Raw genomic sequence first — 25993 nt, 5'->3', positions numbered from 1 at the left:
AGCCCCCATATTTTAGTTAGCGTAAAAGTACATTTCATTGTTCAAGCTTTCAAAGACACTGACCAGTGAACCTGATTCAACAATGAATGTATAACTGGGATCTGCCGGAGTAAACATCACTTCTTTATGATCCAATAAAGACACATCTAAAATAATCGGGATCGATGTGTCTAAAACAAAAGGACATAACGCACCGGCAATACAGCCCGTAATCGTTTCCATCTCTTCATTGTTGCAGATAGACACTCGTTCACCAATAACATCCCGAATCTTCTTTTGATCAAAGCGATTTTCTTTATGGGTAACAAACACGCAGTAGCCGCCGCTTTTACGTTTCAGAAATAAGCTTTTACTGGGCGCAGCCGTCCAACCTAACTCTTTAGAGACTTTCAGATCGGTTTCATAATCAAGTATAGGTTCATGTTTATACGATCTATAATCCAGATTTAACGTTTCAAACAGATTCACATTGATATTATATAATGTTGAAATATTCATAATCACCCTAAGCTAACTCAACCTCGGAATCACAGACTAAAGTACACTGACACAGCAATCTGTATTCAGTTGGACATAAAGCCAGAATCTCCAGTGTGCCTTTCTCATTCTCATGCACATCGCCGAGGTAATCTATATCTGTGACCGGCTTTACGGCACAAGAACCACAAATCCCACGCATGCAATTAAATGGAACGCTTCTAAGCCCATCAAATTCAAATAACTCTGAAACGGGTGTTCCTGCTGCTGCTTCTATTGTTTCATCTGTATCTTTAATGATTAGCTTAGGCACTGACCAACTCCTTGTTAAATACACCATTGAGAACATGCTCAACTTCCTTAATGTCAGATTCTAAATCAAAGGCATTATCATTAGCTAACCACACAAGACACGGGCAGGTGAATAAATCTTCTGTGGCCGGTAGAACTTGTCCTTCCTTCACTGTTACAAAATAATCAATCAGCGATGGAATACGTTTTAGCTTACTGTCACTGATGGTATCGACACCTGAAAATTTCGCAGCGTGTTTATTGACATGAAAATACACTCTACCCTGCTTAACTAGCTTAGAATCTAGTTCCGGTACTCTGTGTTCTGACACCAGTGAAGCAATCGTATCCAGCAAACTGGGAGAATAACAGCTTTCAAATAAAGATGGCGCAACACCACCATGTATCCGTGTCGCAGCTTCAATCATTACCGGCCCTTTTGCTGGGCTCAGCATCAGTTCCATATGCACAAGTCCGTACGTAATATCGAGTGCTCTGGTGGCCGCAACAGCATATTCGCGAATTGGAGCCAAATCCGGGGCATAAGGATCCAATAATTCCAGTCGATTATAAACAAATGGATTATGACCAGACTGACCTTTAACGTACTTACAAATCGCCACTAAAGCGATTTGGTCTTCATTGACTATCAGGTCTAAAACATACTCCTCGCCTTCAATAAACTCTTGAACAAGAAACTGATCATTTATTTTTCCTGTACTATTAATTTTACCCCAAGGCAAAGAAGATATTTTATTAATTACGTCATCTCTGCTATTGCAGAAGTAGACGTTTTCAGAACCTGCAGAGTTAACTGGCTTGATGATATACTTTTTGCATTTAATTTCATGAAGCTCATTAAGACCTTTTCCATCCATATCAACCAGAAATGTCTGAATATAGGCTAGTCCATGTTTTTTCAATGCATCTTGCATTTCATTTTTATTCCGGCGCAGACCGGTCGTCAAAGGTGAGTTTCCCGGTAAACCTAATTCACTGGCGAGCTTATCTGCTAGTTCAACACCTAATTCAGAGCCAGCAATAACCGCATCGTACTTTTCATTCTGCAATGCATCAATTTCAAGATGGGATACATTATTATCATAGTTTTCGATGTTAATCGTATCCAGCATGCCTTTCGGATCATGCTCTGAATCAAAATACACATCGCATTGAATATTGTTTGCTTGCAGTTTCGGTCGGATCATTTTTCCGCTGGAAGCTGGGTTTACTATCAATACTTTACTTTTCATATGCACCTTCCAATGTGATTGTTTTTTTGCTTCTGGTTAACAGCATGATGACAACAGCGGAGAAAATACCGACCAGTATCAGTGATATACCATAGGCTTGACTTGAGAATGAAAAGTAAGTCAACACCATAGTCACCAGCATTGGAATGGTTCCTGATACAATATAGAACAGATAATTAGAATGACTGATAGCACTATTGACATCACTCTGAACAGCATCAGACTTCAATATTTCCGTTCTTGATGTAATTCTCACTGAGTTCACCGCATAGCCGATGCAGAAACAGAAAAGCACTGATAAATAAGGCATATCCATCAAGAAAAGCCCGATATCCCCTACCAGTAACAGCATCGCACTGAGCAAATAAACATGTTTATTCTGAGGAAGAAGCGCTGCACATAATGCGCCTATACCAGCCAAACCTGATGCAAAACCCAGGATATCAGGCCCCCACTCCCTGAATAGCTGATAGTACACTGGTACGAAAGTGTTGAACGCACCGATGTGCAAACCGGTTAAAACCGACAAGGCAACCTGGATAATAAAGCGTTCTCTTTTCCCGGAAAGTGCTTGCTGATTGCTTGCTTCAGTTTCTGTCTCTTCTTTATCAACATCAGAAACAAACAAATAAGACACTGATAATAATATGGACATCACGGCTATATAATAAATGAAGTTTTCAAACCCCATAGCTTTGAGATACCAACCCCCAAACAGCGCGCCAAAGAAAGCACCAAACTGAATGGTTGTTTGCAGCACCCTGGACGCCTTTGAGGCTTCAATCAGTTTGTTTTTCACAAAACTGGAGTTTTTCACTTCAAAGGTATTAATACTGCAAACCATATTGCATGATGAAAAAACAGCAATCATAAATATAATGTATATCAAGCCAGTGATATCAAAATACAAGACGGTAGCCATGCAAACAAAAAAGATAGCCCTGAGTGTTGTGATAGTGGATTTCTTGTAGAAAATGTCTTTCTTTTTAATTATTTTACTGAGAATAAAAGGCGTAACAGCGCCAATACTGACAATCATCCCCATATAAACAGTAGAGCTTGTTATTTCAAGTATTTTCCAGATCATGACAATTTGAATCGACATATCAAGAAAAACAGAAAATGCAAGCAATAGATACGTCTTTAATAATGTACTATTCATTTCCCATTCCTTTATAATTTACTTTCCGACCATATATGGTAATTATCATTCGGTAACACCACGTGAACTAAATCTTTATTAGATATAGCAGGCAATGAACTTCTCTTTATACAATGCATGCTAATTCGATTGTCGTGCCAAGGGCAAACTATTGCGCCTGTTTTCTCACACTGTTTACCAAGGTGCAGTGGACCACCTCGATGCGGGCATTCAGACGGCAAGACCCAAACTTTACCGTCATGCTCAACACGTTTAATGAAAAACTTTTGGTCATTAACAGCAAGTCTGTTATTTTGCTTTGAATCTAAAGATATAACCGTCATTTACGCCACCTCAATATGCTTGACAGAGTAAAGACATTTTTCAGAAGTAATTTTCGACAGGTGCAGGATTCCTGACGGAATAATGATCTTATCTCCTGCCTTCATCTGTACCACTTTATCGGGTGAGAAATAAAGCTCTAACTCCCCGTCATCAACCATGAATAACTCATCGTTGTTATGGATATGCGATACTGACACCTCACCAAGTACTTCTTCAAATTTAATTGCACCGCTTAAATCGTGATAATTTTTCGCTTTTGCTATCAGTTCATCAAGCGAGTCATGCACCTCAATATGACGATACAACTCTTCGTCAGCTATATCTTGTAGAGATGCAAATTCTTCAAATCCTGCCAAAATATCCGGGATTATATGTTCGCCGTGTAATTCAACCAGAGGAATGATAATTTTCTCTAGCGCCATTCTGCCATGATGAATATCAATATGGCTGTGCTCATCAAAATACAAAGCACTCACCCGACCTTTAAACACATCATTAACAATCTTTGATTGACTCTTGGTGGTAAAGGCTAATGTCGCTTCGGTATAATAAAGTGCACCAAGATACTTAAAAAAACGGCTGTGATTTTTAGAAATGTAATGAAAGTAGTTAATGAGTGATAAACTACCAGGTGTATAAAAATTCCAGTAGTAATGAATCATTTCATTTAATCCAACATCTTTCATCATTCCTTCAAAGATACTGGAGTGTTTTTTCTCGTGAACGCCATATCCGTATTCATCGATCAGTACTTTAAATAGCTCAGACGTAGCAGAGCCATAATTTCCTAATACATTCCGCGCCATGGCCGATGCTTCAGACAGGAAGTCACCTGCACACTGGATAAAGAAAAACCTAGCCGCTGACTCAGGATCTTTCGAACCTGTTATTTTCTTGTAAAGTGTTGACTCACTATTGGCAACATCTTTTATTTTTGTCTTTGTGTATTTAACAAAATCTTGCAGAGTCCAGTGACCGGATACATTGATACTTTTTTCCAGAGATGAAAAAGCAAGATGTTCAAAAGAAGGTAATACAGCGGCTGCATTCTTGTAGTTTTCATCACTATAGAATGTTTTTAACTCTTTTAAATTTACAGCTTTACTGGAAGGTAGAAAGACCAGGTCCAACTCATACGCATTTAAAATTGCACGTTGAATTAACAGGTTTTCATTTGACGAGTAATTATCAAGGTTAACAGGTTTCGATAAATCCAGTGCCTTTACATCTTGTGGCCGACAAGGACGCTGATAAGGCGATGCCATGAAAACATCTTTAGGTGCATCTTTAAAATGAGAACAGCTCAGAAATGATTCAATTGCCATGTATTACCTCCTATGTAATAAGGAGATTTTACTGGAAGGCTATTGAAAATATTGACTAAAGATAAAGGGCAATTCACTTTTTTCAGTGTGAAATTAACACCTGAAGTGTGAATTTGGTTAAAAGCGGTAAGCCTTTAATTCCCCTGAACAGGAGTTAATAGCCGTGACTAACGGCAACGAAAGCCGGTGGTTGTGTTCGCCTTACACAACCACGGCCAGACAGGGGGAATCAGGAGAAGAACAAGCCTTCGTGGTTTAAACAGCGACCCGCTCAAACGCGGCCAGTGCTTCTTGCAAGTCTTCAACCGGCATGATTTCAATGCCGGGAAGCGGGCGGCTTGCATTGGCTTTCGGGATAATCGCACGGGTAAAGCCTTGCTTTGCCGCTTCCCGAATCCGTTCGACCCCGTTCGCTGACGGACGGATGTCACCGTTCAGGCCGATTTCACCAAACACCAGTACATCCTGTGGGATCGGTGCGTTTTTGAAACTGGAGAATATCGCCAGCAACACAGACAAGTCCGCCGAGGTCTCTTCGATCCGGATCCCTCCGACACAGTTTACAAAGATGTCCATGTCCGACAGCATCACACCACCATGGCGCGCCAGCACGGCAATTGACATCGCCAACCGGTTAGAGTCATACCCCACGCTCAAACGGCGCGGTACTTCCGTCATCGACTGATTGCACAGTGCCTGAATCTCCACCAGCAAAGGGCGTGTGCCTTCCCAGAGTGTGGTACATACCGAACCTGCATGGTTTTTGTTAGAGCGGCTGAGAAATATCGCCGACGGGTTCTTGACCTGCTTCATGCCGGTTTCTGTCATAGCAAAGAAACAGGATTCAGAATCAGCACCGAAGCGGTTCTTCGAGGTGCGCAATACCCGGAATTTTTCATCCGAGGTCGACGAGAGTGCGAACAAGCCATCGACTATGTGAATCAGCTGCATCGGACCGGCTACATTCGAGTCTTTATTGATGTGGCCGACAATCATGAAAGTCACGCCTTCTGTCTTGGCAAAACGGGTCAGAGCCGCCGCCGACTCTTTGACCTGACTCGGGCTGCCCGCCGCCGATTCATTGTGCGCCACTGTCATGGTCTGGATAGAATCAATAATCACGAAGGAGACTTTCTGCTCAACCACGTGATTGAGAATTTGCTCGACCGAGGTTTCAGCTACCACCTGTATTTTATCGATATTTGGTGTCGCAAGGCGCTTCGCCCGCTGCGAAATCTGGTGAATCGACTCCTCACCCGAGACATACAGCGCCTGACGGGATACCGCAACCGCCCCGATGCTTTGCAGTAACAAAGTGGATTTACCGGCACCAGGATCACCGCAGAGTAAGAGCACGGATCCCGGCACGATACCGCCACCCAGCACGCGGTCAAGCTCTGAAATACCCGAGCTGAAACGCGGCAGATCTTTACTTTCGACATCCGACAACGTCTGCACTTTGGTCGACGAGCCGGCATAACTGCTGGCAGTTCCGCCATTTGCACCGCCAAGTGCTGACTTGGTTTTGGGAATGGTAAATTCAGTAATGGTATTCCAGGCGGCACACGCACTGCACTGGCCCTGCCAGCGTGGAAAATCGGCGCCGCAATCACTGCAGACGTAAGCTCTTTTGGTTTTCGCCATTGTATCCCTTTTGAGTCTTCAAGCCGTGACCAGAAAGGGCCACTCAGTGCAGGCGACAGCCAATCTGTGGCTAAGAAACAGACAGGACATGCGTCATGCCTGACTTTCCGCCTACAAGCTTATGACAATTCTTCGTTTTACTGCACAATAGGGATCATACCCGATAGAGACCTATTGCTAAAACCACTATGTTGCTGGATGAATACAAAGGACTGATAGAACAACTGCTCCCGGCTTATGACAGCGGGGATTTTAATGACTTGTTTCAGCACCTGACCGCGGATCTCAGTGGCCCGGTACGCTTACAGGTTAAAATGGAAATCAATCGCCTGATGGCCCCCTGCCGCCAGCCTGTTGATTTACGCGGTAAGGTCAGTGGCGAGTGTCGCCCCTACGACATGCACGGTATGACGCACTGGCTGGATGATGTGGCGATGAATGTCTATCGTCGCCGAATCAAAACCTATGGCGAACAATACCGGGTCGGCCTGTTTGAATCGCTGATGAATACCCGCAACAACTTCCGGGTTATGCAGCAGCAGGACACACAAGCTCCGCCACCAGAAGAACCGGCAGAAGCGCTGCCTTTTGGGGCCGAGCTGCTGCGTTTTGGCTACCACCTCAGCCGCAGCGAACAACGTATCCAGATCACCACACCGGTTGTGCTGACTCTGCCCTATTCACAGGAAGTGAACGGCACCACATCAGATATTTCGCCTTCCGGCGCACGCTTTCGGGTGTCTTCCGCCTTCCGCTACCATACCGGTCAGGTTGTCACCGCGTTTTTCCCCGAACTGGCCAAGCAACTCAAAGACGAGCGGCTCGTGCAGGGGATCAGCTACCGGATTCTGGGGGTATCACCCCATGCAGATAACGACAGCTATATCTGGCTGCGGCTGATGCTGATTGAATCCAGTGACGCCCTTAAAGAGGCGATTGAAGCCCGCCAGAAAATGGCGGCCAGCCGATCGCGCCAGAACCATGAAGATAAAATTATTCAGTCGCGCACCCGGGGCTATGAGCACAGCTTCCTCAAGCATACCAGCAGCATACCGCTGTTTTTTGCCGGTAATGAGCTGAAGTATTGCCTGCAGACAGAGCATAACCGCCACCTGTGGGAACACTGGCATGACGAGCGTAATCAGTCGGTGATCAATCATCTGCTGTCTGAAGATCGTATCCGCACTCTGGGACAGGAAGGCCTGAGCCAGGGCAGTACGCTGATTTACAGCTTTACCCATCAGCACGAAGGCAAAACCTATTTTTATTCCGCCGCCTTGCCTGAGATGAGCGTGGAAGAGCGGCAGTTGTTCTGGCAAATCGGGGCAACAAGAGAAAGCTGGCGGGTTGTTCGCCTGACGCTTTACCCTATCAGCCAGGATGACAAAATCCAGCTGCAGGAAATCGCACCTGAGCTACTGGAAACCCTCTCCAGTCTGACCCATATCGGGGTACTGCAGAATTTAACCAACAAGGATGGCCAGCACGACTATCGCCTGACAGAAAAACCGGCACTGCCCAGCAAGTACTTACACACATTCCGTCATCCGCGAAATCCCGTTTCCGGCTCGCGTGCCATTTACTTTGATCCCAAGCCGCAGCGCAGCGAATCACGCTTTCTGTTCCGCACACCTGTCAGCCTGTCGCAGCCTGCCGCTGCGGACAAAGAAGCCAGTATTCTCAGCGGAACCAGTATTGATGTCTCCACCCGCGGTCTGAACATTCGCCTGACTGAACCGCTGGATGCCAAGCGGGGTGATGTGCTGAAAGTCACTTTCGATGAACTGCTGAAAATGGCCAAAGATGCCCCGCTGAAACGCATTCCTTATCAGGTTGTCCGTTTGAGTCCCGACAGACGTAATGTGCAACTTGAAACCGGGCGGGGCGATGACGCCACACGCAGCGAACATTTTCTGCGACGGCTCATCAAGCACAACGAAGAGCGGCTGCCTGTCAGTGAAGAAATCATGCCTGCCGGTCCGCTATTGCAGGCCATGCACCAAATGCTGCTGACACGGCTCAACTGTTTGCCCTTCTTCTGCGAAAAAATTGATAATCAGGTAAAAGTACGCGCGTTGGGCGCTAACCAGCCACTGCCGGCGCTTGGTAAACTGATGATGGAGCTGGGTAATGGCAAGCAGATCAATCTGGCACCCATTTTCCAGAACAGGGTGAAAGCTTTGCTCAGCGAACCGATGCGCCCGATAACCGTCAGTGAGCCTTATGTACACGAAATGTATCTGGCGGTACTGCCTCAACCGCTTGGTCAGCCCAAAGTGCTCAGCAAGCTTTTCAGTGATTTTCCGACAGGCGACACCCGCCGCCGATTTGCTCAGCAGGCCAGAGAGCAAGGGCATTTTCTGGCGGTACGTATCACCACAGTCCCTATGCTGGATCCGACAACCGCACTGATCAGCCGGGAGCTGGCAGAGCTGTCCCGCCTGGCCATGCACCGCGCCAGAGCGCTGGAAAATGAGTTTACCTCGCTGATGGGATTCGGTGAGTTCTACGACGTGACCGATGAAGTGCTGCTGAGGCTGGGCCTGTAACGCGTATTAGGTTGAATGAAAACACAAAAACCTGGCATTACTGCCAGGTTGATCTATCGGCCCCTCCCTCACAACAAGAATGCAGCTTCAACCTGTTTTGAGGGAGCAGGTCAGATCCGGGCTGACACACAGCCGAAACGCAGGTTAAGCCCGCTCCTTGTCGGCCAGTTCGAAATGCGCCATCTGATCCGCATAGGCTTTCTTAAAGGCCGGACGGCTGGTTAAACGAACCACGTAGGCTTCCGAAGCCGGGCGGTGACTGACAGCACGCACTTGCGGTATACGCAGCACGTCAGCCATCAGCAGGTCCGCCGCCGTGAACCGATCGCCTGCTAGCCATTCTCGCTCGCTCAGCACACACTCGAGCTGCGCCAGACGCTTGCCCATCCACCCGGTAAGTTCATTGTCGCTATGACCGGAAATCGTCAGAAACCACCAGGGTACGCTGACCATTTCGATAGAGTTGAGCGCCGCAAATACCCATTGCAGCGTGTGCGCCTGACCAATAGCATCGCCCGGCATCAGCTTGTCAGATTGCTGCGCAATATGCATAAGGCATGCGCCACTTTCAAATAACTGCAGTTCACCGTCACTCAAAAACGGCACCTGACCAAAAGGCTGACGGGCAAGATGATTAGTCTCGCGGCCATCAAAGGGGATCGTTTGCACTTTGTATGGCAGCCCAGCTTCCTCGCATGCCCATCGCAACCGCAAGTCACGCACGAATCCGCGTGGGCCTTCAGGTACCCAGTCTAACGTCCAGATAGTCAGCTCGCTCATTGTTCAGCTCTCCCGCTCAGTTGCCCAACCAGTAACATAGACTTTCACTGCATCAGGCTTTGTCACACCTGCCCAGCCTGATTCACTATGCCGCAGCCGGTTTATGATATTGATTTAATCAAGCTTAGCTTCAATATCCGCGGTGAGGTTTATCTGGGTAAGGAACTGGCAGCAGAATCATTTTAAAAGGACAACAATGCCTTGCTATTGTCCGAAAATGAATACGGGACTAATCTGTCTGAGGCAGTCGCGACGCTGTTTGGGCAGACGATACGCAAAGCTGAGGCGACATTCCAAGCACAGTCAGACCAAGGATAGCAATGGCAGCTCCCAGCCATATTGTGACATGCAGACTAAAGCCTGAATCCAGTGTCAGACCTGCCGCAAAGCTGCCGAACATAATCCCGGCGTTAATCACAGAAGCGTGCAAGGTATTGATAAAGGCCCGTTGCCCCTGTGGTAACGACATCAGTCGGCTGACCAGGGCCGGGTTGAGGCTCACCCCACAAAAGCCCAACAGTACCAGACAAATCACTGCTACCCAGCCAATGTCGGCAAACAGCGCAAACATCACAAAAACAGAGATCATAATAGCCAGGCCCCCCATGATTGTCGCTTTAGCATGTTTCACAGCCAGAGCAGCAACGACATAGTTTCCAACCAGCATACACAGCCCGTAGGCCAAGAGTAACCAGGTAACAGCCCCTTCCGGCAGAGCCGCTAAATCAGTCAGAATCGGCACGATAAAGCTAAAAGGCGCATAAACCGCACCAATCACACAAAAGCTGGTCGCAAAAACCCACCATAGCTTCACATCCAGTACCCCTTTCAGCTCTTGCTTTAACGGATGCGAAGCTTCTACTGGCAAGGACGGAACCACCTTCAGCGTCAAGACTGCGCTGAACACTGCCAGTGCCACGACCACATAAAAGCTTTCACGCCATCCCCAATATTCTGCAATCACTTTTGCCAGAGGCAAGCCGATAATGGTGCCCAACATGATACCCGCCAGCACCATTGCAACGGCTCGCAACGTATCTTTGGGGTCAACCATCCTTGAACAAAGCCCAATCGATACCCCAAAGAATGCACCGGACACCATACCCGTAACAGCACGCGCCAGCATCAGCTGGCTATAGCTGTGTGCCAGAGCGCCAAACAGCTCACCCAGGATAAAAATGGTATACAGGCAAGCCAGAATCATGCGCGGCGGGAAGCGAGAAAGTGCAAGCATGAGGATTGGGCCGCCAATGGCCATACTGGCAGCAAAAGCTGAAACCAGATAACCGACCTCAGCAATTGAAACCCCCAGATCTGCTGCCAGCGCAGGCATAAAACCCAGCACCTGCAACTCGCAGGAAATCATGATAAAGATACCGAGACTAAGAAGGTAAATCCCTGAAGGTAGAGGAGATCGCATAAATTCATTCCAAATGACGTTTGAGATTCACCCAGTATCATTTATGACATATGATCGATAAACACTTTGAAATCATTTCACTAATGACTTAAATCATGGATGCTGATCTCAATGCCATCAGGCAATTCATTAAAGTGGCCGACCATCACCCCCTTCGCTAATTTAGAAAAAGAAAATATAGCAAAACTGAAAGTCGGCATGTTCATTTTAGCGACGAATGACATCGACAGCCCCGAACTTGATATGCCTGCATTACTTGAGCATTACAAATCGCAACAGAAGGTAGAGCGAGGCTTTCGCTTCCCAAAAGCCCTGAGTTCTTAACGTCATCGTTCTTTTTGAAAAAGCCACAGCGCATTGAAGCATCGCTGATAATCATGACGTTAAGTTTACTGGTTTATGCCGGTCTTGAGCACAAAATCCGAGAGCAACTAGCCAATAGCGACGAGTTTTTACCAAGAATGGTTAAGAACAAGACAACCTCAAAACCAACCCCGCGTTGGGTATTCTTGAAATTCGAGGAGGTAGATACGTTCAAACTAGGCGGCCAAGGTTCATTACGGGCATCCAGGAAAATCAAACACGATTACTTAGGTTATTGGGCAAGCTATATGAAGCGGATTATCCCTGAAATGGCTCCGGAATATCGGATACACGAAAGCCTCAAGAATTTGAGGCTTTGAAACATAATTTCAGTGAAGTTACAGAACATTCGAAAGATACTTAGAGATATAATGAAAAACAGTGAGGTAATTTATCCCACTGAGATTCACATCAATGATTATCTTTTTATTAAAAGGATTTATTGATTGCATTCTTTAATCAGAGAGACACGTTCTCTGATTCGACTTCCCATTAAGGCAAAACCTTTTAAATTATTTTCATTATCAAAAAAACAACCCTTAAGATTGTTCTCTTCACCGTCAATTTTCCAATTTCCTTGAACATTTACCGGAGGTGGTACACAGAAGATGGGACATGCTGAGGTTTTCACTAAAACAGGAAGAAGTGGAAAATTGACTTCATCACTCAAACCATAACTATTTGTCAGAGTATTGGCTAATGACTTAATACTTAAATTTATAGGTATCAAGAACATGCGGACATCACCATTTATCTCAGCACAATCTCCAATTGCATATATGCTTTCATCACTTGTTTGTAGTGTTGAGTTTACTTTAATGCCATACCCAATGTTTAATTCAGCCGATTTTGCTAATTGAATGTTTGGCCTTAATCCTGCTGCAGATAAAATGATGTCAACGTCAATCTGTTCACCGTTCTCAGTAGTTATACTGATTTCACCATTAGTTTTTACATATGAGTCAGTGATCTTTGTATCTAAGTGAAAATTAACATTTATTTTTTCTAAGCACGCTTTTAAAGCATTTCCTAGCTTATCTGGAATTAGTTTTTCCAATGGGTAGTTATCTACAGAAATCACATGAACTTGCATACCGCTTGCAGCAAGGTCATTCGCATATTCCATTCCAACCAGGCCTGAACCAACAAGAGCAATTTTGTTATTTTTTTTCAAACTTTCTCTAAAGTCTTGATATTCAGAGAGGTTATTGATGTAGAAAACAGATGGTTGTACATTGACAGGCCACTCCAGATGAACTGGCAATGCACCTTGAGCAAGGACAAGTTTCTTATATCGATATACATAACCACCTGCTGAAATTAATTTTTCTTTGGTATTTATTGAATCTGATTTAACAAAGGTTTTAATCTCAATGTTTAGTTTTTCAGCCATTTCCTCGGCTGTATAATCAATAATTGATGAAGGTTCTAAGTTATTGCTAAATCCAGTAGATAAAATAGGTTTTGAATAAAAACTTCCATCATCCTGTGTTAACATGAATATAGACAGATTAGATTCAACTTGTCTTATTTGTTCAACAAGTCCATAGCCAGCCAGTCCGGTTCCCACAATAATTAAATCAAATTCCCTATTCATGCATTGCCTCATTTATTTAAAAGTAATCAGTATTCAAAAATAAATTTAATCGCCAATTATTATAAATACTCTAAAACTTTAACTTCATTAAGAACAAGTTGCATAAATTGTTGTACTTCTAAGGTATTATTACCATGAATAATGCCTGCTGCGGGAACTTCCTTCTTTTGATATGTTATATTTTTGGTCAATTGTTGTTTAGGCATCAATTGATTCCACTCTAACATTCTTTCATCAATACAATGCTTTTCATGTCCAGAAAGACGACAATGAGTCCAGGGATAATGGTGGCCAGGGAATACAAACCACCCATAGTTTTTTCCGGCCTGAACTGATTTTATTTTTATCGGTAAGTCAAGTTGTGTTGCGATATTTGCCTGATGTAAATTGATACCAGTTGCGAGTTCAAATGTTTTAACTACATTGGCACCACCTGCTCGATGGCCAATTTCTAAAAATACCAATCTACCTCCCGATTCGAATCCTTCCAAATGGAATGCACCAGATTTTATATTTAATGCATGAATAACAGACTGTGCCCAGACGTGAAACTTCTCTTCCATGTCAATTTGATAGGATCCAAATGCTTGGCCTTCTGCAAAAGCTAAACATGTTCCTTCATATCGACTAACTATTAATTCACTGATGAGTGAATTTTCTACAATGCCATCGATATGGATAATGGATCCAGTGATAAACTCTTCAACTTCAAACTTTTCATAAGCATGATGCTTATCAAGTAATTCAATACCTGTCTCTTTTCTGTGAATTGAACTTAAAAGAGAGTCAATATTGTCAAAAGCAATGACATTTTCACTAGATGCGCCATCTTTAGGTTTTAAAATTAACTTTATATCAGCACAAAACTTTTCTTTTCCAAATATAACATCTGTTAATTCTGAAAACTTAGGTGTATCAAGTCCGGCACTCTCAATACTTTTCTTCATAATGACCTTGTCCCTTACTTTCTTCACTTCTTGCATCTTGGGACCAGGTATATTTAAAGTGTGACGAATGTTAGCAGCGTCATATAATTGATATTCTGAAACTGCAATAACATGGTCAAACTTTTTATTCTCTTCCTTGCACAAGTTAACAGATTTTTCAACTAAATCGTCTGTGCTTTCAATGATGACACGAGAACAATGAATCTGTGGAGGTATACTGTTTATAGCACTGCTTAATCCGATATAAGTAACGTTATGAAATTGATGATCGATAACATTGTCATAGCCAACATTCTCAAATGGAACTCGATGTAAAATAAGAATTGATAAAGGGTTATTCATGCGATTAATTTCCTTTTCTTTACAATGTGCAAAGACTTATTCCAGGCGTTTTGGACTGCTGAAAACATTAATTTAGTGGGTAAGGTTGATTTTGAAGAATATACATAGACTTCTGCGATAAAATCATGATTGCTTTTAGGAATCAAAGGTACACCCTGAGGTTGGGTATTAATCCAACGGAATGATAAAATCTCAATATTATCGATAATATTTATTTCAAATTCTTTATTTATTAAATCAATATGAGGCTCTAAATCATCGATCAAATCCTCAGCTGAACCTAGCATACAAGTAATTGCTTTCCCTTGGGGTTCAAATAAAATATCGCTGAGGTTTTTTCCCATGGCCGCATCAACGAGTAACTGATATAAATTATGGCCATAAACTTTTTCTGCAAGATTCCAAATACCCATACCTCCTGGCCGGCGGTTGGCTTCAATACTTGCTGTTTGGTGAGTTGAATCGATATAACCGATTTCATTATGAAATGCACCAATTTTTTGCCCAGTTAATGAGTTCATGATTATGCCATGGCTCTTAATTCGGCTAGCTTCTTCAACACTGATATCAGCAGGTAAAACCTGACCAATTTCAACTGGATATTGACCAGAAGAGACTATTTTCTCAGTGAGAAAAGAAAATGTTGAAAAACCATCAAAGGAGAACTCCCTGTTGAAAGGTATTAAAGTTTCACAGATCAAACCGCCATGGGCATAGCATTCTAATTCTTTAAATGATTTTTCTAAATCAGATGAAATATTTAGCTTCAGGACTCCCCGGCTTGCGGCCTCACTGACGGGCTTAAGGATAAATCCTTCTGGATTATCCTTTGCAAAATTTAAGACGTCTGAAAAAGAAGTGACTTCCTTATAGCAAGGTCGGAATATATCGTCTGTTCCATAAGTGGATAGATATTTTTCTTCATGTTTTCGGAATGAAAGCTTAGAGTATGCATTTCGACCTAGTTCTTGCTCGTCACATAAAATACCAAGATTTTTAAATAATGAAGGCCCGTTTTTAATAGACTCATCAGAAAAAAGCAAACCTCCCTTAATTGGGTACTCTGAAATATTTGATAATGCACTCTCCAAGAAGTTTTCATCTGTGAGATTCATGTCAAAGACCACATCACAGATATTATAAGCATTATCTTTTGGTTTTTTTGCCAGTAAAATTGTTTTTAACTGATATGCTTGTTTAACATACAGACAAATTTGTTCCAGATCTGGGACTCTACTATGTGCACACCCAACGATTAAAAAAAACTTACTCATAATCTACCTCTAAGGCTGATTGTGTTTCGTAGACCGTATTTTTTATTTGATGAGCTTCTTTGGATATATCCCAAGACCATAGGGCTTGCGCCATAAATAGTTCACGGCTTGCATCAGGAGTTTCCTGTCCCTCCTGCATAAATATTGCCTTTTGAATAGGTGAAAAATTTGAGTTGAATTTTATTTTTTTTATTGATTTACTTGGCTCAGCAAAGAAAACTCTGAAAAATGATCCTTTTCTTCGTTCAAAAAAACACTCAGATTCAGGATTTAATGAGTTTAATAATCCCTCAAATTCTTTACAGTTATAATCAATCAGAGAACTGATCCAAAGTTCTAATAAAGAATATCCTGAATGATTAGCAACGCTTTCATTGATGAATGCGCCACCAATTCTTGGGTTGATTTCTATGATTTCCCAGGAGTCAGCTGAACATTTTGCTTCTAGATGGAAGCAACCATCTCCTAATTCAAGTGATGCAAATATCAATGAAACCCAATGATTTGCTGATTTTATTTGCTCTTTACTCAAAGAAACCGGTGGCGTAATACTTACATTCTCTAGTGTTGTCCCGTTCAGTTCACCGACTTCTAATTTTTCGTGTATTGCTATAATGTGGCAATTTTTACTATTATTTATTATTTCGAAGCAGTATTCAGTTCCAGGGATATAATCTTCAGCAATAAATTGTATTTCTTCAGTAAAGCTTGACTGATAAATTTCATCATTTTTTATTTGATCTGATATGTTAACAATTTGTTCCCACTGGGTGTTGTTTTTTAATTTAAATGCTCCGAAAGATGCTATTCCTTGGCGTGGTTTAATGAACTTTTGTTTACCTTCTTCTTTTATATTATTAAAAACAGAAGAGTCTAAAACAATAGTCTCCACAGTGCTTAAATTTGAGTCATTTAGTTTTTTACGAAGAAGATATTTATCCCTCAAGAATGATACTTGATAGGATGGCATATCATGATTGCCAATTTTTCCATTGGTGACAGCCATGAGTGAACGGTAGTTCTCCCAAACACTGATACATGCGACTGGATTTTTTCCATCCTCAATCAGATGATGGAGGAATGATAAACACTGTTCTTCATTTAAGTCAGAGCTCTCGACAACTCTGTGATCAGAGCACTTTGATTTCATATTTTCTAAAATACTAGGATCAGCTATTTTTGATGAAATCACGTAAAGTTCAAGATTTAATTTATCACAGGTATATTTTATTTGGTTGATAAATGACTTACCACCATGTACCAGCGCAATAATCCCTTTCATAATGATTCTCTCTTAGCTCAAAGACTCAATTGTTATGTTTCCATGAATCTTACATTGGCAAGCCAGGCGATGTGTGTCGCCATTCATACATAACATATCGAGCAAATGATTTTCTTTTGCATTTTTTGAATTCAAGTTTTCAATTCCTTCTAAAACATTAATAGCACAAGAGCCACATGCAGCTGCCCGACAACCAAACATGAGCTCTTGCTGTGAAGAGTTATCAAGCTCAGTAAGATTGCTATTTTCAGCTAAGTGTATTGAATCCCCACATCCTTTGAATTTTATAGTTGGCATATCTAACTCCATGATCAATTTTGATTTGTATATTCTTTGATTTTCAATTTCCTCTTAGAACGATATAAAGAGAAGAGTAAAATATTTAAAATACTGATTGATAAAACTGATGTTAATAACAAGTTTTGTGGGCCAAGTGATTCCGCATATAGAGAGATAAGAATTCCAGATAAAGGAAGTGGGATTTGGTTAAGCATGACCATTACAGAAATGACTTTTCCTCTGTCGCCTTCAGGTATAAGTTTTACTCGTTCTGCTCTCATATATACATTGAAGAAAGATAAAGCGGCCATCATCACGGCATACCCGAAAATAAATACAGAAAAAGACTTTGATAGTGCAACGACGATGCACCCAGAGAAAATGAGTATAATAGATGTCATACAAATATTAACTCCTTCCCACTTCTCAAAGACTTTACCACTAAATGACAAAGCAGAAATTGTTGCGATACCCAGACTTAATTGAACTAAGCTAAACTCTTGGTCTGTCACATTAAAAGCGGATATTGAGATAATAGAGGCTTGCCCCATTAAAACCCCAAATAAAAGGTTTACAGCCATCGACTCAAGCGTAAGATACCGAAGCTTATGCTGATTAAAAATAAGTGATACAGATAGTTGTATTTTTTTTATGAATGATACTCCATGTTCTTTATCATAAACTGGATTGTCAAATTGCAAGAATATTGTATTTAAAAAACATACAATATAAATGCATGATGCTAGAAATAGTAATCCATTTTTATCTATAATCAAAAGCATTGAAGCGCAAACGATCGGCCCAGCAATCATTGAAAGCTGTATAATAGCCTGAAGTAAAGATTGAACTTGAATGAGCTTTGAGGAGCCAAAGATATTAGGAACAAGTGACTCTATTGCTATCAATGACTGAGCTTGAAAAAATGAACTGACTATTGCAAGTGCACTTAGAATATAGAAGCTATATTCATTATGAATCGTTAACAGTAATGCGACAACAAGACAACTTATTCCTCGCATAAAGTCTGAAATAATAGATAGTAATCGACCACCAAATCGATCAGCCAAAATTCCTGAAACGGGAAGTGAGATCACACGTGGTAGCCATTCTAAAAAAAACACGATACCGCTTTGTGTGATACTTCCTGTATTTCTGTATACAATAAGAGGTATAGCAAATAATAGAATCTGATCTGCACATAGCGTGAAGAATCTTCCCAAGACAAAGCGCGAGAAGTTTAAATTAACGAATAGTAATCTAAACATAAATTATCCTATAGAGTGTTTTCACAAGTGAGGAGTCATGGCTTTATATCAATTTCATTTATGTGTTACTTACTTCAAGTTACTTTGTCAGGATAGGGATGTAACATTTGGTAGTAAATAAATATAAAAAATCGTATTATATTTTAGAGTACTATTGGAACCTTCATTCCATTGCATAAAAATAATTGAGACATGTTCTCGATTGCTAACATGTCTCATTATAATTTATGCCGCTTTATTTAAACCGACCGTTTTTTCATATAGTTCGGTGTAATACATAGCAAGAAGGTCTTGAATTTCATCGATATACTTCATGAATGAATCAATATCTTCTTCACAGAAAATTAATGCTTTAACAATTTCCCACATATCACCGGAATGGTCATGGCTTAGGTCCGTATTAATGTGCGCAACTTGACCTTTTATTTTTTCTGAACCAAGTTCGGATTGTAAGTTATTGACTTGATCTGGTGTGATTTTAGCCGTTACATACTCAACCAGGTAACTGTAGGCAACCGCACCCAGTGGGTTTTCATGTTCAACAATAAAATATTTAAACCCGGTTAATAAGCGTGTGCTGAACATTGGTTCAGTCGACTTAATTTCTTCTTCAGTGACACCGATTGCAAGTGCATCATTCTTAAAAAGAATGTCATGAAGCATTTCTTCATCTTGGTAGCGAGCATATAATTGAGCTGCTTCTGGAGATATTTTAGCAATTTGATGAAGAGCTTTTGCTTGAACAGTGCGGCTCATTCGAATACGCCAAACATGCTCAATCATATGGCGTTTGTAATAAGCAGTATCAACACCTGGCTCATATAAGTGTTTCGCATGAACGACTTTTTCATCCCACTCTGCCATTTTTTTATCAATGTAGGTGTCAATTTTATTTTTAACTTCTAAACTTTCCTCTGAATCTAAAAAACTTTTAGGGTGATCGAACCCAATATGATTAACTCTGTTCATCATACTTCCTTTGTATTAAAATTATTTGATAATTGAACTTTGTTGGCTTTAATTTTTCACACAACAGAAATTATTAAGACTGTTGTTTAAACGACCAAAAGATATTATTAATGATAAATATTGTCAACGATAAGATTTTGATTTATTTCCTATTTGTAAATAAGAGTTTGGCAGAAAATTATTATGCCCATCATTAGCTGGCTTACACAAGAATCACTCATTATCTTACTTTTTACGGCTAATTAGGCAGAACTAGGGGTGGGGAAATTATCATAACCATATGAAATCAATTGAATTTATATGCGATCATATTAATACGCACTATACCTCACATTGTTTTGATATTGATTCTCATTTCTTTTTGAATTTTGGTGTTATATCCTCACATCTAATGTAAATCTAGGTTAATATTCTAAATCATTCTTTAAATCCTTTGGTGTACATTTGTGACTTTGATCTAATTTTTATTGTGATCTTTTTTTGAATATTACATTACTTGCGATTGAGTAATGATCAGGCCTGAAATGTTTTTGCAACATTTCACCGGGTGCATATCGACACGCATTTTTTGTGACCGTGTTAACTTGATCCGCATTTCACCTTGAACGATCCTCCCCAGCTGTCATGTTAGTGGCATGACAAAGAAAATGCTTCCTGTTCCTAATTTTGATACGCCCGAGCAGGCGAGAGAGATAATCAGCTTCCTCAGGAACAAAATTGCTGAACTTGAAGACCGACTCAATCAAAGTAGTCGTAATTCTTCCGTGCCTCCCTCTAAAGACAATTTTGCCAACAAGGCCAGGAATACGTCCCCCCACTCGGAGAAAATCGACAAAAAAGCAAGGCGCTCAGCAAGGGCATAAAGGTCATCGCCGCGAACGTCAAAAGCATGACGAGCGACTCCTCGTTGAGCAATATTTACCTCACGACAGCAAGGATTGGGCCGCCAATGGCCATACTGGCAGCAAAAGCTGAAACCAGATAACCGACCTCAGCAATTGAAACCCCCAGATCTGCTGCCAGCGCAGGCATAAAACCCAGCACCTGCAACTCGCAGGAAATCATGATAAAGATACCGAGACTAAGAAGGTAAATCCCTGAAGGTAGAGGAGATCGCATAAATTCATTCCAAATGACGTTTGAGATTCACCCAGTATCATTTATGACATATGATCGATAAACACTTTGAAATCATTTCACTAATGACTTAAATCATGAATGCTGATCTCAATGCCATCAGGCAATTCATTAAGGTGGCCGACAACCAAAGCTTCACCGTTGCAGCCACGCAGCTAGGTATCACGCAATCGGGTATTTCCAGAGCGATAAGCAGACTGGAAGCACAGTTGGGTGTTAAATTGTTGCACCGCAATACCCGCAGCCTGAGTCTGACCGCAGACGGTGAATTATTTCTGTTTCGCGTCCGCCCATTAATCTCCGGACTTTCTGATGCTCAGCATGAAATGCAGCATCATGGCAACGCCCCCAAAGGCACGCTGAAAGTCAGTGCACCTTCCGCATTTGGACGGGCTATCCTGATTCCGATCGTCAGTGAGTTACTGGAATCCCATCCCCAGTTGAACATCGAACTGGTTTTGACCGATCGAATAGTCGACATTATTGATGAGGGATTTGATGCGGTCATTCGCAGCGGCCCCGTTGCCGATGCCCGAGTAATAGCCAGGCGCTTATCGCCAGCCAATTGGGTCACAGTGGCCTCTGCTAAATACCTTGCCAGACGTGGCGTCCCAAAGTATATCAACGAGTTATCGCAACATAACTGCCTGAGAGTTCGTTTATCTTCAAACGGGCTGGTTAACCCATGGCGGTTTACAGATAACGGAAAACCCATCAGCATGGATGTGGGTGGGAATCTGATTCTTGATCACGGCGACCCTTTGGTTGAAGCCGCTGTCTCCGGCACCGGTATTGTACAGTTACTGACTTTCTTCGTTCGGCCATATCTCGCCGACGGACGCTTACAGGAAGTACTCAGCCACAATGCACCGCCTCCTCAGCCGCTGACTTTACTCTACCCGCCATCACGGCAATACTCGGCCAAACTGACTGTGTTTCGCGAGGCGCTCATATCCCACTGGGGTGATCAGGAAGCAGGTACATGACGAGCAGGGGTGCTCCCGTTTGCTGAGATGCAGGTCTACATTTTTCATATCATTTTATACTGTTGAGAACAGAGGAAGGTCATTGTCCATTTAAGTACATTGTTATAAGAAGACCTGCTGCAACCCAATCTCATGAGCAAAACCGCCGACCAGTACCTTGCTAATCCCCTGTTCGTTCGACTCAACTGACGCGGTAATGATTGACACACAGTCCATTGCCCTTCCTTGCTCGAAAGTAAAACCTTCCGAATATTCGCTACCAAGGTGCTTGGATAAATAGCAGGCTAAAGCGCCGCTGGCACTGCCGGTTGCGGATTCTTCCGGGATGCCAAACAAAGGAGCAAAGTTCCGACAACTCGCTGTCAGCCCGCGGTCTTTGTCGCACAGTTCAAAAGCATGGAGACTGACAAGATCATGTTCTCTGCAAAAATCACTGAGTAAATCTTCATTTACCTGGATTCTATCCAGATACCCCAATGGCACGGGAACAATCATATCTGGCAAGCCTGTTGAAATAACCTCGACAGGTAACCCGCTTGACGCCAGAACTGTCGAGTCAATACCAATTAACGCTGATATCGCCTCACAATCAAACACCCCAAGGTATTCAGGTAATTTCTGCGCCATAACGATATGACCATCAGGTTCTATAGTGACGGCAAGTAAACCTGCTTTAGTCCTCTGAATATATTGCCCATCGGTTACGATCCCTTTTTGATACATTGTTGCAAATGCAGCTAAGGTGGCATGACCGCAGAAGTCCACTTCATCCGTTGTGGTAAAAAAAGACAGCTCAAAATCGGCTTCATCGTCTTGGGATACAAACGCCGTTTCTGAATAACCAACGGCTTTGGCGATGTTTAGTTTTTCTTCGTCAGAAAGATTATCTGCATGCAGCACTACGCCGGCAGGATTTCCGCCGGTGGTATTGGCAGTAAAGGAATTAACCAAATAAGCGTCAATTTTCATCGATTTTAATTTCTCCGTAAAATGTTGTTCCACAAAACCTTTATAAAAAGACATCCATTCTTGTGGAACCTATGTCGCGCTTGAGTTTGGTGTTCTTCTCGGCATTGTTTGATGCGCGCCCGGCACTCTTTGTCTGCTCAAAGAGTACCGGGGAGTCCATGTAGCCTTATTAACTGACTGCCTCAAAGCGTATGAAGTACATTTCTAAATCCACATCGATGTCCAATGAAACGTCGTAACGGCTGCCTACTATATTTTTGACCGCTGAAACCCAAAACTTCAATGCCGCTGCATTTTCCTTTAGAACACGAATTTGCCACTTACCTGGATGATTAGCTACAACCGCTAAAAGCGCCTTTTTACCAACCCCCTTTCCTTTGAACTTACGCAATACGAAATACTGCTCAATATCAAAAATCTCTGGTTCAATCGAATAATTTCGAACTAATGCAAAGCCAGCAATTTCCTTATCAACATAAATAAAGTAAGGCACATGACTAGCTTCTTTCCAGTACGAATCCAAAGTCTCAGAATTGAACGCATACAATCCTTCTGAATTTGGCCCCCACCCCATAAACTCTGACATATCATAGACATAATAAGAGAAAAGATTCTCCAATATATTACGCGAACCCAGGTCTATTTGTTTGAGAGATACTTCCACATTTCCTCTTGCCTGCTACTGCCCCTCTGAAGCATTTGTTATTTTATACTGCTGCCGAGCTTTTATAGTAGTAGCGATAATAGCCAATTAAGTTACTAAAAATAAAGAGAACTTCCATCAAGACGGCGGTTGGTGAGCCTACAACATAATTATGTATAAGCCAAAGAGCTGTACCGACAATCATAAACTCTCTTAAACGACGGTCATCTTTATTAAACGCAGCGATCGATTGAAAAATGGATGCAAAACAACTAATTATACTGGCTAACCCAGAGTAGGTTACAACAGTCGAGATAACTGATGCAGTGCAGAATAGATATTTGAGCTTTGGCGAAGTGGAAAATACGCTCACCAAATATCGAATGGTAGCGATAACCATTAGACTTGCTGCAGTCCATTGCTCAAGCAGAATAAAATGACTGGAAATCAACGTTCCAGCGAAGAACAGACAAGTTACAATTTTTCGCCTGTCTTTGAATTGGAATGACATCAAATCAAAGCAAATAGCCACAGCAACTAAGACTTGAGATAGAAAAAATGGTGTCACTAAACCTCCTGTAAATATAACGAATGACATGGACTGCCTCTCATCAGGCTTTGCCATACTAGGTTAGTCTGACTACAAATCGCCGAAGACCACCATGTCACAATCCGTCTATGGCATTGATTCAGCCAAATCATAACTTCAGTATCCGCAGTGAGTAAACCAAGGCAAGACTTTGATTCAAAATCAATAATGCAAAAAACCTCCCGATTCTGGCCAATATCCCACTGTGTTCCTTTAGGTACGGGCGCCAAAAACGATCTCAAGGATGCCGTCGCAAGTTGCGCTACTTATACCCGCCCTTCAACACACTTCGTCCGGATCAAATCAGCCAACCAGTAAGCGATTTTGCTTCTGCATCGTGACCGTGATCATTGAGTCTACAAACAAACAGCATTGCTGATAGCCGAAAAAAGCGAAACCGACCGATTTCGCTTTTTCCATTGTTTCAGAATCACCTACCAGCCGATTTTCTGCGGCCAGAGTGAAGCGGAAAGAATACACAGCACGCCGCCGAGATCGGCGTAGCGGACGGCGGCTGGTGCGGCTGCTACCACTTTGGGTTTGGCATGGTAAGCGATACCCAGCCCGGCAGCGGCCATCATCACCAGATCATTGGCGCCGTCACCGACCGCAACCGTGTTGTGCCTGGCGATATCGTATTCTTCTGCCAGCTCGCGCAGGATATCGGCCTTGGTTTGTGCATCAACCACGCTGCCGAGTACCTGACCGGTTAGTTTACCGTCAACGATTTCCAACTGGTTGGACTGGGCGTGAGTCAGGTTCAGCTCGTCTTTGAGATAATCAGAGAAATAGGTAAAGCCGCCGGAAGCAATCGCGGTTTTCCAGCCATAATGGTGCAGCGCCATCACCAAATCGCGCATTTCCGGCATCAGAGGCAGCTGGTTGCGAACTTGCAGCAGAATGTCAGCACTGGCGCCTTTGAGTGTGCCGACGCGCTGGCGCAGGCTCTGTTCAAAATCCAGCTCCCCCTGCATGGCTCGCTCAGTCACTTCCGCCACCTGCTCACCGACACCGGCCAGTTTGGCAATTTCATCAATACATTCGATTTGAATCGCCGTGGAGTCCATATCAAACACCACCAGACCCGGCTCGGACAAATCCGGCAAGTCTTTATAATGGGCGTAATCAATCTTATTGGCGTCCAGCGCACTGATCAGGGTGTCGGACAAGGGATTGGTCAGCAGCAGCACATCGTACTCGCCCACCTTCCAGGCGGCCACCGGCGACAGGCTCTCACCAGTCTGGGTTTCAAGACGATCGATACGATCTGTGGTCAGAGATTTACTGTAAATCACTGAAGCCACGTGTTTAACATCCAGATTACTGCTGGCAACACAGTCTGGAAAGCGGGTATGAAGCGAAGTATGTTTTTTTATGGTCAGCACTGTATATCACATCCCTGTAAAGGCGTATTCAACTCCCTTCAAAGTACCCTATTGCAATTTGTCAGGGCAAGTCCCAATATTGCTCAGTTAGCCTTATCGAAGAAGTCACGACTATGTTTAAGTTCAAAACTGTACGCATGCAGCGTATCTGGCAGTTTCTGGTATTAGCCGTTAGTTTTGCCGGCTTGATTACCATGCTGGAGTACGGCGCCCGGCTGAATCAGAACAACTTCAACATGCTGAGTGAGCAGACGCAGTCGCTGTCTCGCATTATCGCCCGTCAGGCGGCCAGCACAGCAGCTGGCGATATTCTCGACAAACAGCAGGACAAGCTGCAGGATCTGGTCAACCGTATTTCCGATGAACCCCTGATACTGGACGCCAGTATTTATGATCTTGAAGGTGTTCCGCTGGCGCAAACCGAAGATGCGATGCCGCTTGAGCAGGTGTCCGGCCTGACCACCCCTCTTTCTACTGCCAGTATCGGCCGCCAGCAACTGGTTCAGCCTGTGATGACCGATGAGGGGCAAGTGGTCGGCTTTATCCGCCTGACGCTGGAACACGGCAAACTGGTCCAGCACGCCGCGGATCAAATCGACACTATGACAAACACGGTGCGGGGCATGCTGCTGGTTGCACTGTTCATCGGTTTTATTCTGGCTTATACCTTCGGGCGCCGAAAAGACGTGTGGCATTTCCCCTTCCTGCTGACGGCCAACGCCAAGGATTAGCTATTCTTTC

25 protein-coding genes and 1 pseudogene are annotated in these 25993 nt (G+C 42.9%); 5 read left to right on the top strand and 21 right to left on the bottom strand.

Going from position 1 to position 25993, the window contains the following annotated elements; genetic code table 11:
- Positions 1–12: 12 nt before the first annotated feature.
- From L6J37_RS01515 to radA, 7 genes are all read right to left on the bottom strand, one after another.
- Positions 13–498 (bottom strand): YbaK/EbsC family protein, encoded by a 486-nt coding sequence (locus L6J37_RS01515; RefSeq protein ID WP_192015640.1) that lies wholly within the window; start codon positions 496–498, stop codon positions 13–15.
- 7 nt (positions 499–505) lie between these two features.
- Positions 506–790 carry a 2Fe-2S iron-sulfur cluster-binding protein gene (locus L6J37_RS01510; protein WP_237793879.1) on the bottom strand — a complete coding sequence of 95 codons (285 nt, stop codon included), beginning with the start codon at positions 788–790 and terminating at the stop codon, positions 506–508.
- On the bottom strand, positions 783–2021 hold the full coding sequence (locus L6J37_RS01505; protein WP_237793877.1) for an ATP-grasp domain-containing protein: 1239 nt from the start codon (positions 2019–2021) through the stop codon (positions 783–785). Before L6J37_RS01505 ends, L6J37_RS01510 begins: the two co-directional genes overlap by 8 nt.
- The gene (locus L6J37_RS01500) at positions 2011–3183 is read right to left on the bottom strand and encodes an MFS transporter (RefSeq protein WP_237793876.1); all 1173 of its coding nucleotides are present in this window, start codon (positions 3181–3183) and stop codon (positions 2011–2013) included. Before L6J37_RS01500 ends, L6J37_RS01505 begins: the two co-directional genes overlap by 11 nt.
- Positions 3184–3194: 11 nt before the next feature.
- Positions 3195–3506: a Rieske 2Fe-2S domain-containing protein gene (locus L6J37_RS21465; RefSeq protein WP_442956992.1), complete on the bottom strand. Its 312-nt coding sequence runs from the start codon at positions 3504–3506 to the stop codon at positions 3195–3197.
- Positions 3507–4832 (bottom strand): iron-containing redox enzyme family protein, encoded by a 1326-nt coding sequence (locus L6J37_RS01495; protein ID WP_237793875.1) that lies wholly within the window; start codon positions 4830–4832, stop codon positions 3507–3509. It lies immediately after the preceding gene.
- Positions 4833–5087: 255 nt separating this feature from the next.
- Positions 5088–6476 (bottom strand): DNA repair protein RadA, encoded by a 1389-nt coding sequence (gene radA, locus L6J37_RS01490; protein ID WP_237793874.1) that lies wholly within the window; start codon positions 6474–6476, stop codon positions 5088–5090.
- 188 nt (positions 6477–6664) lie between these two features.
- Here radA and L6J37_RS01485 point away from each other — a divergent pair, with 188 nt between their 5' ends.
- Positions 6665–9025 (top strand): PilZ domain-containing protein, encoded by a 2361-nt coding sequence (locus tag L6J37_RS01485; RefSeq protein WP_237793873.1) that lies wholly within the window; start codon positions 6665–6667, stop codon positions 9023–9025.
- A 144-nt stretch (positions 9026–9169) separates the two neighbouring features.
- Here L6J37_RS01485 and L6J37_RS01480 read toward each other — a convergent pair whose 3' ends face one another.
- Both L6J37_RS01480 and L6J37_RS01475 read right to left on the bottom strand, forming a co-directional pair.
- Positions 9170–9805 carry a glutathione S-transferase family protein gene (locus L6J37_RS01480; protein WP_237793872.1) on the bottom strand — a complete coding sequence of 212 codons (636 nt, stop codon included), beginning with the start codon at positions 9803–9805 and terminating at the stop codon, positions 9170–9172.
- Between the two features lie 229 nt (positions 9806–10034).
- Positions 10035–11225 carry an MFS transporter gene (locus L6J37_RS01475; protein WP_237793871.1) on the bottom strand — a complete coding sequence of 397 codons (1191 nt, stop codon included), beginning with the start codon at positions 11223–11225 and terminating at the stop codon, positions 10035–10037.
- 150 nt (positions 11226–11375) lie between these two features.
- On the opposite strand from L6J37_RS01475, the pseudogene L6J37_RS01470 reads away from it, so the two are divergent.
- Positions 11376–11856, top strand: a pseudogene (locus L6J37_RS01470) (IS1634 family transposase); the annotation flags it as partial.
- Between the two features lie 171 nt (positions 11857–12027).
- On the opposite strand, the gene L6J37_RS01465 reads toward L6J37_RS01470, so the two are convergent.
- The 7 genes from L6J37_RS01465 to L6J37_RS01435 form a co-directional block, all read right to left on the bottom strand.
- A complete protein-coding gene (locus L6J37_RS01465; RefSeq protein WP_237793869.1) occupies positions 12028–13185 on the bottom strand; it encodes an FAD-dependent oxidoreductase in 1158 nt (385 codons plus the stop codon).
- 59 nt (positions 13186–13244) lie between these two features.
- Positions 13245–14474, bottom strand: a complete 1230-nt coding sequence (locus L6J37_RS01460; protein WP_237793868.1) for an ATP-grasp domain-containing protein — start codon at positions 14472–14474, stop codon at positions 13245–13247.
- Positions 14471–15748 carry an ATP-grasp domain-containing protein gene (locus L6J37_RS01455; protein ID WP_237793867.1) on the bottom strand — a complete coding sequence of 426 codons (1278 nt, stop codon included), beginning with the start codon at positions 15746–15748 and terminating at the stop codon, positions 14471–14473. The genes L6J37_RS01460 and L6J37_RS01455 overlap by 4 nt, the downstream gene beginning before the upstream one ends.
- Positions 15741–17030: an ATP-grasp domain-containing protein gene (locus L6J37_RS01450; RefSeq protein ID WP_237793866.1), complete on the bottom strand. Its 1290-nt coding sequence runs from the start codon at positions 17028–17030 to the stop codon at positions 15741–15743. The genes L6J37_RS01455 and L6J37_RS01450 overlap by 8 nt, the downstream gene beginning before the upstream one ends.
- Positions 17031–17042: 12 nt before the next feature.
- Positions 17043–17327, bottom strand: coding sequence for a 2Fe-2S iron-sulfur cluster-binding protein (locus L6J37_RS01445; RefSeq protein WP_237793865.1), 285 nt, complete (start codon positions 17325–17327; stop codon positions 17043–17045).
- Positions 17328–17341: 14 nt separating this feature from the next.
- A complete protein-coding gene (locus tag L6J37_RS01440) occupies positions 17342–18574 on the bottom strand; it encodes an MFS transporter (protein ID WP_237793864.1) in 1233 nt (410 codons plus the stop codon).
- Positions 18575–18799: 225 nt separating this feature from the next.
- Complete coding sequence (locus L6J37_RS01435; protein ID WP_237793863.1) at positions 18800–19546, bottom strand: iron-containing redox enzyme family protein; 747 nt, start codon at positions 19544–19546, stop codon at positions 18800–18802.
- A gap of 632 nt (positions 19547–20178) precedes the next feature.
- On the opposite strand from L6J37_RS01435, the gene L6J37_RS01430 reads away from it, so the two are divergent.
- Complete coding sequence (locus L6J37_RS01430) at positions 20179–20406, top strand: DUF6444 domain-containing protein (protein ID WP_442956991.1); 228 nt, start codon at positions 20179–20181, stop codon at positions 20404–20406.
- 55 nt (positions 20407–20461) lie between these two features.
- On the opposite strand, the gene L6J37_RS01425 is transcribed toward L6J37_RS01430, so the two are convergent.
- On the bottom strand, positions 20462–20662 hold the full coding sequence (locus L6J37_RS01425; protein WP_237794038.1) for a hypothetical protein: 201 nt from the start codon (positions 20660–20662) through the stop codon (positions 20462–20464).
- Positions 20663–20757: 95 nt separating this feature from the next.
- Here L6J37_RS01425 and L6J37_RS01420 point away from each other — a divergent pair, with 95 nt between their 5' ends.
- Positions 20758–21666: a LysR family transcriptional regulator gene (locus L6J37_RS01420; protein ID WP_237793861.1), complete on the top strand. Its 909-nt coding sequence runs from the start codon at positions 20758–20760 to the stop codon at positions 21664–21666.
- A 102-nt stretch (positions 21667–21768) separates the two neighbouring features.
- On the opposite strand, the gene L6J37_RS01415 is transcribed toward L6J37_RS01420, so the two are convergent.
- The 4 genes from L6J37_RS01415 to serB all read right to left on the bottom strand — a co-directional run bounded on the left by L6J37_RS01415 (position 21769) and on the right by serB (position 25252).
- Positions 21769–22689 carry a PhzF family phenazine biosynthesis protein gene (locus tag L6J37_RS01415; RefSeq protein ID WP_330872727.1) on the bottom strand — a complete coding sequence of 307 codons (921 nt, stop codon included), beginning with the start codon at positions 22687–22689 and terminating at the stop codon, positions 21769–21771.
- Between the two features lie 115 nt (positions 22690–22804).
- Positions 22805–23299: a GNAT family N-acetyltransferase gene (locus L6J37_RS01410; protein ID WP_237793860.1), complete on the bottom strand. Its 495-nt coding sequence runs from the start codon at positions 23297–23299 to the stop codon at positions 22805–22807.
- Between the two features lie 43 nt (positions 23300–23342).
- Complete coding sequence (locus L6J37_RS01405; RefSeq protein ID WP_237793859.1) at positions 23343–23846, bottom strand: YgjV family protein; 504 nt, start codon at positions 23844–23846, stop codon at positions 23343–23345.
- A gap of 455 nt (positions 23847–24301) precedes the next feature.
- Positions 24302–25252, bottom strand: a complete 951-nt coding sequence (serB, locus tag L6J37_RS01400) for a phosphoserine phosphatase (protein WP_192015627.1) — start codon at positions 25250–25252, stop codon at positions 24302–24304.
- Positions 25253–25365: 113 nt separating this feature from the next.
- Between serB and L6J37_RS01395 the strand changes: the two genes are divergently transcribed.
- Positions 25366–25983, top strand: a complete 618-nt coding sequence (locus L6J37_RS01395) for a YtjB family periplasmic protein (protein ID WP_192015626.1) — start codon at positions 25366–25368, stop codon at positions 25981–25983.
- Positions 25984–25993: the final 10 nt, after the last annotated feature.

Source organism: Photobacterium sp. WH77 (assembly GCF_022014395.1).
GTDB classification, from domain to species: domain Bacteria; phylum Pseudomonadota; class Gammaproteobacteria; order Enterobacterales; family Vibrionaceae; genus Photobacterium; species Photobacterium arenosum.
This window is presented reverse-complemented; position numbering and strand designations above follow the sequence as displayed.